The sequence below is a fragment of the Micromonospora sp. WMMC250 genome, assembly GCF_027460215.1.
In the GTDB taxonomy this organism is placed as follows: domain Bacteria; phylum Actinomycetota; class Actinomycetes; order Mycobacteriales; family Micromonosporaceae; genus Micromonospora; species Micromonospora taraxaci.
This window is the reverse complement of sequence record NZ_JAPZBJ010000002.1, coordinates 7457382-7473809: the sequence shown is the minus strand read 5'-3', so window position 1 is coordinate 7473809 and position 16428 is coordinate 7457382. Positions and strand designations below refer to the sequence as shown.

Annotated in this window: 1 protein-coding gene; it reads left to right on the top strand. The window is 71.3% G+C overall.

Features of this window, described 5'->3' with window-relative positions; translation table 11 throughout:
* Positions 1 to 2: 2 nt before the first annotated feature.
* The gene (locus tag O3438_RS33935) at positions 3 to 16412 is read left to right on the top strand and encodes a type I polyketide synthase (protein ID WP_442929756.1); all 16410 of its coding nucleotides are present in this window, start codon (positions 3 to 5) and stop codon (positions 16410 to 16412) included.
* Positions 16413 to 16428: the final 16 nt, after the last annotated feature.

Genomic DNA, 16428 nt, shown 5'->3' with positions numbered 1-16428 from the left:
CGGTGGACACCGAACAGGTCGTCGGAGCCCTGCGCGCTTCGCTCAAAGAGGCCGAGCGGCTGCGCCGGCAGAACCAGCAACTCGCGGCCGCCTTGAACGAGCCGATCGCCATCGTCGCGATGGCGTGCCGGTTTCCCGGCGGGGCCGACTCACCTGACGCCCTGTGGCAGCTGGTGGAGTCGCGCACCGATGCCGTCACCGCCTTCCCCACCGACCGCGGCTGGGACCTCGACTCCCTCTACGACCCCGACCCCGACACCCCCGGTACCTCCTACACCCGCCAGGGCGGCTTCCTGCACGACGTCGCCGACTTCGACGCCAGCCTGTTCGGCATCTCCCCCCGCGAAGCCCTCGCCATGGACCCCCAGCAGCGGCTGCTGCTGGAAACCTCCTGGGAACTGTTCGAACGAGCCGGCCTCGATCCGCGGGCTCTGCGCGGCACCCCGACCGGGGTGTTCCTCGGCGCGATTGCCACCGACTACGGCCGCAGCCAGCACGGCTCCGACGGTGTCGAAGGCTATGCGGTGACGGGTAGCGCGGCCAGCGTCGTGTCCGGCCGCCTGGCCTACACCTACGGCCTGGAAGGACCGGCGGTCACCGTCGACACCGCCTGCTCCTCCTCACTGGTCGCCATGCACCTGGCCGCCCAGGCCCTACGACACGGCGAATGCACCCTCGCACTGGCCGGCGGCGTGTCGATCATGTCCAGTCCCAAGGCATTCGTCGCGTTCAGCCGCCAGCGCGCGCTGTCGCCCGACGGGCGGTGCAAGGCCTTCGCCGCCACTGCGGACGGCACCGGCTGGGGTGAAGGCGTGGGCGTGCTGTTGCTGGAACGGCTGTCCGAAGCCCGCCGTAACGGCCACCGCGTACTGGCGGTGCTGCGCGGCTCGGCGGTGAACCAGGACGGCGCCAGTAGCGGCTTGACCGCCCCCAACGGCCCGTCACAGCAGCGGGTGATCCGTCAAGCCTTGGCCGCCGCCGGACTCTCCCCGCAGGACGTCGACGTCGTCGAGGCACACGGCACCGGGACCTCCCTCGGCGATCCCATCGAAGCGCAGGCGCTGCTAACCGCCTACGGCAAAGACCGCCGCGACGGCCAACCGCTGTGGCTGGGCTCGGTCAAGTCGAACATCGGGCACACCCAGGCCGCCGCCGGCGCCGCTGGCGTCATCAAAATGGTGATGGCCATTCAGCGTGGCCTGCTTCCGGCCACCCTGCACGCCGCCGAGCCGTCCCCGCACGTGGACTGGAACGCCGGCGCGGTCCGGCTCCTGACCGAGCCCCGCCCGTGGGGCCCGGCCGGACGACCGCGCCGCGCCGGCGTGTCCTCGTTCGGCATCAGCGGCACCAACGCCCACGTCATCATCGAATCACCTCCCGACCAGGGCGCCTCCCCGGCATCCCAGGACGCCGAACCCATCACTGATCACATCTCCGCCGATCAGATCTCCGCCCACGGCGGGCACACCACCGCAGCATCCGCAGGCACCCACAACGGCAGCCGCCGTGACGGCCCTTCGCCGGCCGCACGCCCCGGCGGATCATCGGTGCCGTGGGTGGTGTCGGCGCGATCCGCGGCAGGTTTGCGAGCACAGGCCGACCGGCTGGCCGCATTCGTCGCCGCCGACCCACTGCTGGACCCGGCCGCAGTAGGCCGGGCGCTGGTGACCACCCGCGCCGTGCTCGAACACCGCGCGGTCGTGCTGGGCGCCGACCGCGACGCACTGCTGGCTGGGCTGGCGAGAGTGGCCGCCGGCGAAGACGGTCCCGGCGTAGTGACCGCAACAGCCCGCGGGCAGGCCCGCGTGGTGTTCGTGTTCCCCGGCCAAGGCTCACAATGGGCGGGAATGGCCGCAGCGCTGCTGGACTCCTCACCGGTCTTCGCCCAGCACATGGCGGCCTGCGACAAGGCGCTGGCACCATGGATCGACTGGAACCTGCTCGACGTAGTACGCGGGATGCCCGGCGCCGCCAGCCTGGACCGCGTCGATGTGGTGCAGCCCGCACTGTTCGCGGTGATGGTATCGCTGGCCGAGCTGTGGAAGGCCCACGGCGTCACACCGGCCGCAGTGGTCGGGCACTCCCAAGGCGAGATCGCCGCCGCGCACATCGCCGGAGCACTGACCCTCGACGACGCCGCCAAAATCGTCGCCCTACGCAGCCGCGCCCTGGTGAGCGTATCCGGCCAGGGTGCGATGGCATCGATCTCGCTGGGCCGGCAATCGGCCACCGACCGGCTCGTCCGATGGGCCGGCCGGTTGACCATCGCTACGGTGAACAGCCCGGGATCGGTCGTCGTCTCCGGCGATCAGGACGCCATCGAGGAGTTGCTGGCCGAATGCGAGACCGACGGCGTCCGGTCGCGTCACGTACCGGTCGACTACGCCTCGCACTCCCCGCATGTCGAGCAGATCCGCGGACCGCTGCTGGACGCGTTGTCCGCCATCACCGCGAGCGCCTGCACCGTGCCGATGATGTCCACCGTTAGCGGCCATTGGCACGAGGGCACTTTGGCAGCCGGCTATTGGTACGACAACCTGCGCCAGCCGGTGCAGTTCGAGCAGGCGACGCGTGCGTTGCTGGCCGACGGCCACACGTTGTTCGTTGAGATCAGCCCGCATCCGGTGCTGACCGTAGCTATCCAGGAAACCATTGACGACGCTAATTCCGACGCTGCGACGGTGGCGTCGCTGCGCCGTGACGAGGGGAGCTTCGACCGGTTCGTGACCGGCCTGGCCGAAGCGTTCGGCAAAGGCGCGCCGGTGACCTGGCCGGCCGTCTTCGCCGATGCTGCGAACCCGCCGATACCGCTGCCCACCTACGCGTTCCAGCGGCAACGATTCTGGCTGCAACCTGCGGAAACGACCGGCGCCGACCCGATCAACCTCGGGCTGCGGTCGGTGAGTCACCCCATCCTGGCCGCTGCGACGGGACTGGCCGGGGATCAGCAACTGATGCTGACCGGCCGGGTGTCCCTGCAGTCGCACCCGTGGCTGGCCGACCACGCCGTGTCCGGGGTCGTGCTGCTGCCCGGCACCGCGCTCGTCGAGCTTGCCATCCGCGCCGGCGACGAGACCGGCTGTGATCAGCTGGAGGAACTGACCCTGCAGGTACCGCTCGTGGTGCCCGAGCACGGCGGCGTGGCCATACAGGTACGTGTCGGTGCGGCAAACGTCGACGGACGACGAACCGTCAGCGTGCACTCGCGCCACGACGACAGCGACCAACAGGATTGGACCGAGCACGCCGCCGGCACCCTGGCCACCATCACCGACGACGGCAGCCGCCCGGTGCCGGCCGACCTGACCGAGTGGCCACCGCCCGACGCCGCCGCCGTGCCGCTGGACGGGCATTACGACATGGTCGCCCAGGCCGGCTACGGCTACGGCTACGGACCTGCCTTCCAAGGCTTGCGCGCGGCCTGGCGGCGCGGCGACGAGGTGTTCGCCGACGTTGCCCTGCCGGCCGAGGCCCTCGACGACGCCGCCAGTTTCGGGCTGCATCCCGCGCTGCTCGACGCGGCCACCCATGCCCTTGCCTTCACCGATCTGTTCGACGCCGGCCGACTGCACCTGCCGTTCGCCTGGACCGGGGTGTCCCTACATGCCACCGGCGCCACCGCGGTCCGGGTACGGCTGGCCCCGACCGGTCCGGACACAGTCACAGTCACGCTGGCGGACACCGCAGGCGAGCTCGTCCTGCACGCCGGCTCGCTGGTGATGCGGGCGGTGTCCGCTGACCAGCTCGACCGCGTCCGCGCGGATCACGGCGCCACCCTGCAGGCGGTGCAATGGACATCTGTGCCGCGCCGTTACGACGAACCGGCGGCCGGGCAGTGGGCATTGCTCGCCCCCGTAGGCGCACCGCTGCACGCCGCCCTGCACGCCGCCGGTGTCACGGTCGAACAGCACACCGACCTGGCCGCGCTGGCCGCCGCAGCCACCACGGCTCCGCAGGTTGTCGTGCTGGACAGCACCGGCCCCACCACGGTCGACCAGCACACCGCCGCCCAAGCCGTGCACACCGCCACCGCCGACATACTTCGCACCGTTCAGGATTTCCTGGCCGAACCGCAGTGGGCCACCTCGCAACTGCTTATCGTCACCCGGCAAGCCGTCGCGGTAACCGATACGGACCAACTCGACCTGACCCACGCCACAGTGTGGGGACTGATCCGCTCCGCCCAGTCGGAACACCCCGGCCGGCTGCTGCTGGCCGACCTCGACCACACCGACGCCGCGCAAGGCCTGACCGCCGTACCCGTCGGCGGCGAGCCGGCCGTCGCGATCCGCGACGGTCGACTCTTGGCCCCGCGCCTGGTCCGCGCGCGCTCCGCCCCGTCCGACGGCGCCGCCGCACCGTGGAACGCGTCCGGAACCGTGCTGATCACCGGCGGCACCGGCACGCTCGGGGCACTCATCGCCCGGCACCTGATCACCACCCACGGCGTGCGCCATCTTCTCCTGATCAGCCGCCGTGGCCCTCACGCGGAGGGCGCTGCGGCGCTGCAAGCCGAGCTGACGCACCTGGGCGCCCACGTGCAGGTCGTCGCCTGCGACGCCGCCGACCCGCACGCCCTGACCCAGCTGCTGGCCGACATCCCCGGCGAGCACCCGCTGACCGCCACGATCCACGCCGCCGGCGTGCTCGCCGACGCCACCATCGAAACACTCACCGAGCAGCAGTTGCACGCCGTCCTGACCGCCAAGGTCGACGCGGCGCTGAACCTGCACAACCTGACCCGGCACACCGGCGCTCATCTCGTCCTGTTCTCCTCCGCCGCCGGCCTGCTGGGCAGCCCAGGCCAGGCGAACTACGCCGCCGCCAACACCTTCCTGGACGCCCTGGCCGGCCACCGGCGCGCCCAGGGTTTAGCGGCCACCTCCATAGCCTGGGGAATGTGGGCGCAAGACAGCGGCATGACCGCGCACCTGAACACCCAGGACCTGGCCCGGCTCAACCGTTCCGGCATGCTGGCGCTCACGTCCGAGCAGGGCGTGCGCCTGTTCGACGCCGCCGTGCACACCGCCCGGCCCACGGTGGTGGCCGCCCTCTGGGACACGACGCGTCTTCGCCATCACGCTGCCGCAGGCACGCTACCGGCGATCATGCGCGACCTGGCGCCTGCCACAAGCCGCCGCTCCGCCACCGGCACCGACGACACGCCGACGAGGGGCGACCTGGCCCGGACGCTGGCCGGCATGGCGCAGCCGGAGCAGCAGCGGTTGCTGCTCGACCTGGTGCGAAACCACGTCGCGACCGTCCTCGGCCACCCTAGCCCCGACGTCGTAGACACCGCCCAGGCGTTCAAGGACCTCGGTTTCGACTCCCTGACCGCCGTCGAACTGCGCAACCGGCTCACCGCCGCCACCGGACTGCGGCTGCCGGCCACCCTCGTCTTCGACCACCCCACCCCGACCGCCCTGGCCAGCTGGCTACGCACCGAACTCACCGACGCGCAGCCGACGGTGACCAGCACGGTCCCGGCTGGCCTGCATCCCGCCGACGAGCCGGTTGCGGTGGTGGGGTTGGCGTGTCGTTTTCCGGGTGGGGTGGATTCACCGGAGGCGTTGTGGGATCTGGTGGCCTCGGGCCGGGATGCGGTGTCGGTGTTCCCGACGGACCGGGGCTGGGATCTGGAGGGGTTGTACGACCCGGATCCGGATGCTGCTGGCAAGTCGTACACCCGTTTCGGGGGGTTCGTGTCCGAGGTGGGCGGGTTTGACGCTGGCCTGTTCGGTATCTCACCGCGTGAGGCACTGGCCATGGACCCGCAGCAGCGGCTGCTGCTGGAGGCCTGCTGGGAGCTGTTCGAACGCGCCGGGATCGACCCGTTGTCGTTGCGCGGGACCTCGGCAGGGGTGTTCGTCGGGTCGATGGGCTCGGAGTACGGACGCGACGCCGCCGCAGACGGTGGTGAGGGATTCACCCTGACCGGCAACGCGGCCAGCGTGATCTCCGGCCGGCTGGCCTACACGTTCGGGCTGGAAGGCCCGGCGGTGACCATCGACACGGCATGTTCGTCGTCGCTGGTCGCGACGCATCTGGCCACCCAGGCGCTGCGGCAGGGCGAATGCACCCTGGCAGTGGCCGGCGGGGTGTCAGTGATGACCTCACCGCGGGCGTTCGTCGAGTTCTCCCGGCAGCGGGGCCTGTCACCCGACGGGCGATGCAAACCGTTCGCGGCAGCAGCCGACGGCACCGGCTGGGGTGAAGGCGTGGGCGTGCTGCTGCTGGAACGGCTGTCCGACGCCCGCCGCAACGGCCACCGCGTACTCGCGGTGCTGCGCGGCTCAGCGGTCAACCAGGACGGCGCCAGCAACGGGCTCACCGCCCCCAACGGCCCGTCGCAGCAACGGGTGATCCGCCAAGCCCTGGCCAACGCCCGGCTCTCCCCGCACGACGTCGACGCCGTCGAGGCACACGGCACCGGAACCACACTGGGCGATCCCATCGAGGCGCAAGCCATCATCGCCACCTACGGCAAGGACCGGCCCACCGACCAGCCGTTGTGGCTGGGATCGGTCAAATCGAACATCGGGCACACCCAGGCCGCCGCCGGCGCCGCCGGAATCATCAAAATGGTCATGGCGATGCGGCACGGGCGACTACCCAGAACCTTGCACGTCGACGCGCCGTCACCGCACGTCGACTGGTCCGCCGCGACCGTGCAACTACTCACCGAAGACCAGCCCTGGCAACCCAGCCGACGACCCCGCAGAGCCGCCGTCTCCTCCTTCGGCATCAGCGGCACCAACGCCCACCTCATCCTCGAAGAACCCCCCACCACACCCGCCACGCGACCGGCGCCCACCGGCCGAGACGGTAACGGCGAACGTGACAACTCGGGCACCGCCGAACCCGATGACGTGACCGTCGGCCGGCAGCAGTCGGAGTCGAAGCCGACAGGTGGCGCCTCCGACGGCGCCGACACCGCGCACCGCGCCGACGCGTCCATCGTGGTGCCGTGGCTGGTGTCGGCCCGATCCGAGACCGGCCTGCACGCCCAAGCCCTGCGCCTCGCCGAATTCATCGCCGCCGAGCCGGATCTCGACCCCGCCGACGTGGGGCTGTCGCTGGCCACGACTCGCGCGCAGCTGGAACACCGGGCGGTCGTCCTGGCCGACAACCGCACCGAGCTGCTGACCGGACTGCGGCAACTCGCCGACGGCGAATCGGGACCTGGGGTGTCATCCGGCGTCGCCCGCGCCGATACCGCCGTCGCGATGATGTTCCCCGGGCAGGGGTCTCAGTTCGCTGGCATGGGCGCTCAGCTGCATCACAGCTTCCCCGCCTTCGCTGAGGCCCTCGACGAGGTGTGCGCCCACCTCGACCAGCACCTGGACACGCCCCTGCGGCACGTCCTGTTCGCCGAGGACGGCACCGCCGAGGCTGAGCTGCTCAACCAGACGCTGTACACCCAGACCGGCCTGTTCGCGGTCGAGGTGGCCCTGTACCGGCTGCTCGAGCAGTACGGGCTGCGCCCTGATTTCCTGGTCGGCCACTCCATCGGCGAGCTCACCGCCGCGCACGTGGGCGGGGTGTTGTCGCTGCCGGACGCATGCGCCCTGGTCGCCGCTCGCAGCCGGCTGATGCAGCAGCTGCCGGCCGGTGGGGCAATGGTGTCCCTGCACGCCACCCCGGGCGAGGTCACCGCCTTGCTGACCGGACTCGAGGGACGGGTATCGATCGCCGCGGTCAACGGTCCCACCGCCACCGTGATCGCCGGAGATGAGGACGCCGTGCTGGCCGTCGCCGACCGCTGGCACCACCAGGGCGGGCAGGCCCGGCGGCTGCGGGTCAGCCACGCCTTCCATTCCCCGCGGATCGATCCGATGCTGGAGCAGTTCCGGCAGGTCGCGCAGGCACTGTCCTACCACCCGCCGCAGGTGCCGATCATCTCGAACCTGACCGGGCAGCCCGTCAGCGCCGACCAGATTTGCGACCCCGACTACTGGGTGCAGCACGCCCGCCGCCCTGTCCGCTTTGCCGACAGCATCGCCTGGCTCGCCGGGCACGGGATCTCGGCGTTTCTGGAGGCCGGACCCGGCGGCGTGCTGACTGCCCTGGCCCAAGACACGCTGGACCACGATCAGCGCAACGCGGTCACCGTGGCGGTGCTGCGCCGCAACGTCACGGAACCGCACAGCGTCCTAACCGGCCTGGCCCAGCTGTTCCTGCACGGCGTCCGGATCGACTGGGCCGCGATGTTCCCCCGTGCTCGCACCGTGCCCCTGCCCCCGTACGCATTCCAGCGGCAAAGGTACTGGCTCGCCGCCGCCGGCCCGGCGGGAGGTCCGGAAACCTTCGGGCAGGCCGTGGTGGACCATCCGCTGCTCGGTGCTGCGCTGCGCCTGGCCGACGGTGACGGCGTGGTGCTTACCGGCAGGTTGTCGCTGCAGTCGCATCCATGGCTGGCCGAGCACACTGTCGCCGGAACGGTATTGCTGCCCGGCACCGCATTCATCGAACTGGCTGTGCGCGCCGGCGAGGAACTCGGTTGCCGGCGCATCGACGAACTGACCTTGCAGATGCCACTGGTGCTACCCGACCACGGCGGGATCGCCGTCCAGGTGCGCGTCGGATCCGCCGACGACAAGGGCCGCCGGGCGGTGAGCGTGCACAGCCGGCCAGACGGCGACTCCGGTGGCGGGGCGTGGACCGCACACGCCGCCGGCATCCTAGCTGCCACGGCCGTCAGCGCTGCGACCGCACCATCGGAACCGGTCGCGTGGCCGCCGGCACACGCAACCCCCATCGACGTCGACGGGGTGTACGAGCGTCTGGCCGCCCTCGGCGTCGACTACGGCCCCGCCTTCGTCGGCCTGCGCCGTGCGTGGCGCACTGACACCGCAACGTTCGCCGAGGTAGCCCTCCCACCGCAGATCACCGACCAGGCGAGCCGATACGCTGTGCATCCCGCGTTGATGGACGCGGCCCTGCACGCCGTCGCTCTGCCCCAGCAGGCAGACGCCGCCGCCGACGTCGAGACACCGGCACTGCCGTTCGCCTGGGCGGGCGTGACGGTGCACGCGGCAGCGGCCACCAGCCTGCGCGTGCGGATCACTGCCACCGGCGCCACCGGTATGGCGCTGGATCTGAGCGACCCCTCGGGACAGCCCGTGGCCACGGTCGAGTCCCTCGTCGTCCGCCCGATCAACGCGCGGCAGCTGGCCTCCGCCCGTTCCGGCAACTACGACTCATTGTTGCGCCCGGACTGGGTGCCCGTGTCCACGACCGCGTCTACCCGGCCGGACGCCGACTGGGCCTACATCGACGCCACCGAGGACGTCGCCAGGTTCCATTCCTCGGACGCCTTCGCCGACGTCCGTGCCCTCGGTGAGGCCATCGAGGCCGGCGCCGCGGCACCCGAAACGGTGCTTCTGCCGTACACCCCCAGTACGGTGCAAAGCACTGACCCGCCCGCCGCGGCCCGGGCCGCGGCGGGCGGGGTCCTCGTCGTGTTGCAGGACTGGCTGGCCGACGAGCGGTACGCCTCCGGTCGGCTGGTCGTGGTCACCCGCAACGCGGTCGTGGTGCCCAGCGCACCGACCGGCGCCCACGGACCCGTCGATTTGGCCGGCGCCGCCGTCTGGGGGCTTGTGCGTGCCGCCCAGTCCGAACATCCGGGCCGCATCGTCCTGGTCGATCTCAACGACGATGAGAACGCAGCCGCTGCGCTGCCGGCCGCCGTGGCCAGCGGGGAACCGCAGGTCGCGGTACGCGGCATGACGGTGTACGCCGCCCGCCTGACCCGCCTGGGCGGCCCGGCCCACCTGACCGCGCCCGAGCGTCTGGAGCCGGACGGCACTGTCCTGATCACCGGTGGGACCGGCGCGCTCGGCGCCCTGACCGCCCGTCACTTGGTCATCACGCACGGTGCCCGGCACCTGCTGCTGGCCAGCCGCAGCGGTCCCCAGGCCGCCGTCGTGCCGGACCTCACCGCAGAGATGTCCGCGTTGGGGGCCACCGTGACGGTGGCCGCCTGCGACACCGGGGACCGCGCCGCGCTGGCCGCGCTGCTGGCCACGATCCCGGCCGAGCATCCGCTGACCGCCGTCATCCACACCGCCGGCGTCGTCGACGACGCCACGATCACCGCGCTCGGAGCCGACCAGGTCGACCGGGTGTTCGGCCCCAAGGTCGATGCCGCCTGGCACCTGCACGAGCTCACCGCGGACCTGAATCTGTCCGCGTTCGTGCTGTACTCGTCTGCCGCAGGCACTTTGGGCGGCCCCGGACAAGGCAATTACAGCGCCGCGAACGCGTTTCTGGACGCCCTGGCCATCCACCGGCGGGCCACCGGCCTGCCAGGGCTGTCGCTGGCCTGGGGACTGTGGGCGGAACCCACGAGCGGCATCACCGCGCGTCTCGGCGACGTCGACAAGGCCCGTATGGCACGCGGCGGCCTGAATCCGATGACCAGCGAGGAAGCCTTCGCCCTCTTCGACGCCGCCCTGACCGCCGACGAACCGGTCGTCGCACCGATCCGGCTCAACCCCGCGGCGTTGCGTGCGGCGGCCACCGCCGGGACGCTGCCGTCGCTGCTGCGCGGGCTGGTCCGGGTCCCCGCCCTCCGTGCCACCGACCATGGCGCCACAGCGAACCTGGCGGCCCAGCTGACCAACCTGCCCGAAACCGAACAGGTACGGGCGCTGCTGGACATGATCCGCGGCCACGCCGCAACCGTGCTCGGCCACTCCGGCGCCCAGCAGGTGCCCGTCGACCGGGGCTTCCTCGAGGTTGGCTTTGACTCGCTGACCGCGCTGGAACTGCGCAACCGGATGAACGCGGTCACCGGGCTCACGCTGACCGCCACCGCCCTGTTCGACTACCCGACCCCGGCGGCGCTGGCCGGTCACATCCGCGACCAGCTCGCCGGCGTCAACCCCGCCCCAGCCACCACCGTCACGATCACCGCCGTCACCGATGAGCCGATCGCCATCATCGGCATGAGTTGCCGATACCCCGGCGGTGTCCGATCACCCGAACAGCTGTGGCGGCTCGTCCGTGACGGCGACGACGCGATCACGGCGTTCCCCACAGGCCGCGGCTGGGACATCGACGCGCTGTACGACCCCGACCCGGACCGCCCGGGCACCAGCTACACCCGCGAGGGCGGATTCCTGCACGACGCCGACGAATTCGATCCCGCCTTCTTCGGCATCAGTCCCCGCGAAGCCCTCGCCATGGACCCACAGCAGCGGCTGCTGCTACAGGCAACCTGGGAGGCCTTCGAGTACGCCGGCATCGACCCCACCACGGTGCGTGGCACACCGACCGGCGTGTTCGCCGGGCTGATGTACAACGACTACCTGACCCGGCTCCACCGGATTCCCGACGGCCTGGAGGGGTACCTCGGTACCGGAAGCGCCGCCAGCATCGCCTCCGGCCGCGTCGCCTACACATTCGGTCTTCAAGGCCCGGCGGTCACCGTGGACACCGCATGCTCCTCCTCGCTGGTTGCCATGCACCTGGCCGCGCAGGCGTTGCGGCAGGGCGAATGCAGCCTGGCGTTGGCCGGCGGCGTCACAGTCATGTCCACCCCGGCAACCTTTGTCGAGTTCAGCCGGCAACGTGGCCTGGCACCCAACGGCAGATGCAAGCCCTTCGCCGCCGCTGCGGACGGCACCGGCTGGGGCGAAGGACTGGGCCTGCTGCTGCTGGAACGCCTCTCCGACGCCCACCGCAACGGCCACCGCGTCCTCGCCGTCATTCGGGGCTCCGCCGTCAACCAGGACGGCGCCAGCAGCCAACTCACCGCCCCCAACGGCCCGTCGCAGCAGCGGGTCATCCGCCAAGCCCTCGCCAACGCCCGCCTTGCCCCGCAGGAAGTCGACGTCGTCGAGGCGCACGGGACTGGCACCACCCTCGGCGATCCCATCGAGGCGCAGGCACTGCTGGCCACCTACGGCAAGGACCGGCCCGCCGACCGCCCGGTATTCCTCGGCTCGATCAAGTCGAACATCGGGCACACCCAAGCCGCCGCCGGCGTCGCCGGGGTCATCAAGATGGTCATGGCCCTGCAGCACGGGCAGCTGCCGCAGACCCTGCACGTGGACCAGCCGTCGCCGCACGTGGATTGGTCGGCCGCAACGATGCGTCTGCTGACCGAAACACAGCCCTGGCCTTCGACCGGCGGACCGCGCCGCGCGGCCGTATCCTCGTTCGGGATCAGCGGCACCAACGCCCACCTCATCCTCGAAGCCCCCGCCACGCCCAAATCGGAAACCAGCCCGGAGGCACCGCCCCCGGCCCGCACAACGACTGCGGTGCTGCCGTACCCGCTGTCCGCCCGCTCACAGCAGGCGCTGCGCCGGCAGGCGGCACAGCTGCACGCTCACCTGGCCGGACACCCGGACCTCGACAGCGCCGACGTCAGCTATTCGCTGGCCGTCACCCGCGCGCACCTCGATCACCGCGCTGTCATCCTGGCCCGCACCCGCGAAGAGCTGCTGGCCGACCTGAACCGCCTTGCCGAAGGTGGCGTCAGCCCCACACTCGTGCAGCAGAAGCCGCTCCCGGACGCCCGCACCGTGTTCGTCTTCCCCGGCCAGGGCTCGCAGTGGCCAGGCATGGCCGCGCGACTGATGGACACCGCTCCCGTGTTCCGCGAGCACCTGGACCGGTGCGCCGACGCGCTGACGCCGTATGTCGACTGGAACTTGATCGATGTGCTGAGCGAGACCCCCGGGGCGCCACCGCTGGAGCGGGTGGACGTCGTGCAACCGGTGCTGTTCGCGGTGATGACCTCGCTGGCCGCGCTGTGGCGCTCACACGGCGTCGTCCCGGCGGCCGTGGTCGGCCATTCCCAAGGTGAGATCGCAGCCGCCTACGTCGCCGGGGTTCTGTCGCTGGACGACGCCGCCCGGGTGGTCGCGCTGCGCAGCGCCGCCCTGGCGACGCTACCCACCGGCGGGGGCATGATGTCGCTGCCGCTGCCCGCCGACCAGGCCACCGAAAAGATAGCGGCTTGGTCCGGGCAGATCGCGGTGGCCGCCGTCAACGGACCCGACGCCACGGTAGTCAGCGGCGACGAGCCGGCGCTGCGCGAACTGCTCGCCGTCTGCGAACGTGACGAGATCCGGGCACGGATGATCGCCGTCGACTACGCCTCTCATGGCCACCACGTCGAAGCATTGCGGGAGCGGCTGCTCGATGCGCTCGCCCCCATCACCCCCCGCACCGCCCGGATTCCGTTCTACTCCACCGTCACCGGCCACACCCTCGACACCGCCGGCCTAGACGCCGGCTACTGGTACAGCAACCTGCGCCAACCGGTCCAGTTCGAACAGGCCACCCGCGCGTTGCTGGCCGAAGGCCACGGCGTGTTCGTGGAGGTGAGCCCGCACCCAGTGCTGACCGTGGGCCTGCAGCAGACCATCGACGACGCCCCTGCCGGCGCGGTCGCGGTCGGGTCGCTTCGCCGCGACGACGGAGGCCTCGACCGGTTCTGGACCTCGCTGTCCCAGGCATACACCTGCGGCGTGCCGGTGGACTTCTCGGTTGCCTCCGCCGGCACCAGTCGCCGGGCAGTGCCGCTGCCGACCTACGCGTTCGCCCGCGAGTCGTTCTGGCTGCAGTCAGCGCGCACCAGCGGGAACCTGGCCGACGTGGGTCAGGGCTCCATTGACCACCCGCTGCTCGGGGCGGCGGTGCATCTGGCCGATCGCGACGAGATCGTGCTCACAGGCCGGCTGTCCCTGCACACCCACCCGTGGCTGGCCGACCACGCCGTCGCGCACGTTGTCCTGCTGCCCGGCACCGCCTTCGTGGAACTGGCCATCCGCGCGGGTGACGAAGCCGGCTGTGACCGGATCGAGGAACTCACCCTGGAACAACCGCTGACGCTGCCCGAACGAGGCGCCGTGGCCCTGCAGGTCCGGGTCGGGCCGCCCGACGACTCGGGCCGCCGCGCCCTGAGCGTGCATTCGCGCGCCGAGGACGACAGCGACCAGCCGGACTGGGTCCAGCATGCCAGCGGCAGCCTCGCCGGCAGCCACGAAACCGTCCCTCAGCAGTGGCAGCAATGGCCACCCACGGGCGCCACCGGCATCGACGTGAACGGGCACTACGACACCGCCGCGCAGGCCGGCTACCACTACGGACCCGCGTTCCAAGGACTTCGCGCGGCGTGGCGGCGAGGAGACGACATCTTCGCGGAGGTGGCCCTGTCCGGCGACGCCACTGACGAAACCACCCGATTCGGGCTGCACCCGGCTTTACTCGACGCGGCCACCCATGCGATGGCACTCATCGGCCGGCCCGGCACCGACGTGCGGCTACCGTTCGCCTGGCGTGGGGTGCGGTTGCACGCCGCGGCCGCGAACGCCCTGCGGGTGCGGCTGTCCCCGACCGGCCCGGACACCTTCGCCGTCGCCGTGGCCGACCCCACGGGCCAGCCCGTACTCAGCGCGGAAGCGTTGGCGGTACGCACCGTGCCAGCGGAGCAGCTGGACCGGCTGCGCGTCAGGCAGCCCGGCTCGCTGCTGCACGTCGAATGGAACACGGTCGTGCCCGGCCGGGAGCCGTCCACGCGCCGCTTCGCCACCGTCGGCGCCGACCACCCCGGCGTCGGTCCGGTACTGCACCAAGCGGGCGTTCCGGTGGACACCTACCCGAACTTGAGCGCGGTGGCCGCCGCCATCGACGCCGGGCAACCGGCACCGGACGTGCTCGTTCTGGCCTGCGCAGAACTTGACGTCGGCGATACCGCGGCCCAGGCACATGCTGGCGTGACCCGCCTGCTGCACGTGCTGCAGGCCTTCCTGGCCGACCAGCGGTGGGTCCGCACGCACCTGCTGGTCTTGACCAAGGCAGCGGTCTCTGCAGGCGGCGAAGATGTCACCGACCTGCCCCACACGCCCGTGTGGGGACTGGCCCGCTCCGCGCAGTCCGAACACCCGGGCCGCCTCACTCTGGTCGACCTCGACGGCCACGACGCCTCAGCGCAGGCCTTGGCGACCGTCCTGGACTGCGGCGAACCGCAGGTCGTAGTCCGTAACGGTCAGGTCCTGGCGCCACGCCTCGCCCGGACCAGCACCAACTCGCCCGGCACACCGCCGTTGTTGGGTGGGCAGGGCACGGTGCTGGTGACCGGCGGGACGGGGACGCTGGGTGCGTTGGTGGCCCGGCATCTGGTGAGCGCGTACGGGGTGCGTCGGCTGGTGCTGGCCAGCCGGCGCGGCATGGCGGCGCCCGGCGCGGACGCTTTGCTGGCCGAGCTAACCGGGCTGGGCGCACAGGCCTCGGTGGTGGCGTGTGATGTCGCTGATCGTGACGCCGCGGCGCGGCTGCTGACGCAGATCCCGGCGCAGCACCCGTTGACGGGAGTGGTGCACACCGCGGGTGTGCTGGCCGACGCGACGGTGGAGTCGTTGAGTCAGCAGCAGGTGGACACGGTGCTGGCGGCGAAGGTCGACGCGGCGCTGAACCTGCACGACTTGACCCGTGACATGCCGTTGGCGATGTTCGTGATGTTCTCCTCGGCGGCGGGGGTGCTGGGCGGCCCGGGACAGGGCAACTACGCCGCGGCGAACACGTTCCTGGACGCGCTGGCCGCGCATCGCCGGGCCCAGGGTCTGCCCGCAACGTCGATCGCATGGGGGTTGTGGACGCCGGCCAGCGCGATGACCGAGCATTTGGAGTCCTCAGACCTGGCCCGGATGAGCCGCTCCGGTCTGCTGGGGTTGAGCGCCGAGCAAGGGCTGGCGTTGTTCGACGCGGCGGTGAGCGCAGTGCAGCCGATGGTGGTGGCGGCCCGGCTCGACGGTGCGCGGCTGCGTCGCCAGGCCGAGGCCGGGGCGGTCCCGGTGATGCTGCGAGGGCTGGCCCGGGTGTCGTCGCGGCGCAGCGCGGCAGCCGTCGTGGCGGACACTGCCGGACTGGCGCGCCGGCTGGCTGGGGTTTCACCGGCCGAACAGCAGCGGATGCTGCTGGATGTGGTCCACACCCACGTGGCGACGGTGCTCGGCCATGCCAACCCCGACGGCATCGACGCCGGCCAGGCGTTCAAGGACCTCGGGTTCGACTCACTGACCGCGGTGGAACTACGCAACCGGCTGGCAGCGGTGACCGGGCTGCGACTACCCGCCACGCTGGTATTCGACTACCCGACACCAGACACCCTCGCCCACTACCTGCACACACAACTGCTCGAGGGAAACACCTCCGCACCCCCCGCCGACATCATGCTCACGGAACTGCGGCAGCTGGAGGACGCCGTCTCCACGGCAGCACTGGACGGCGAGGCGCGCACCGCCGTGGCCAAACGGCTGCAGACCCTGCTGTGGAAGCTCGACGACCACCCCGCTGCAGCCGATGCCGATACCGATACCGATACCGACAGCATCGGCGCCGCGGACGAAGGCCAGATGCTCGCCCTCATCGAAAAAGAACTCGGCCTCGGCTGAACTCTTCCGCCCCGAC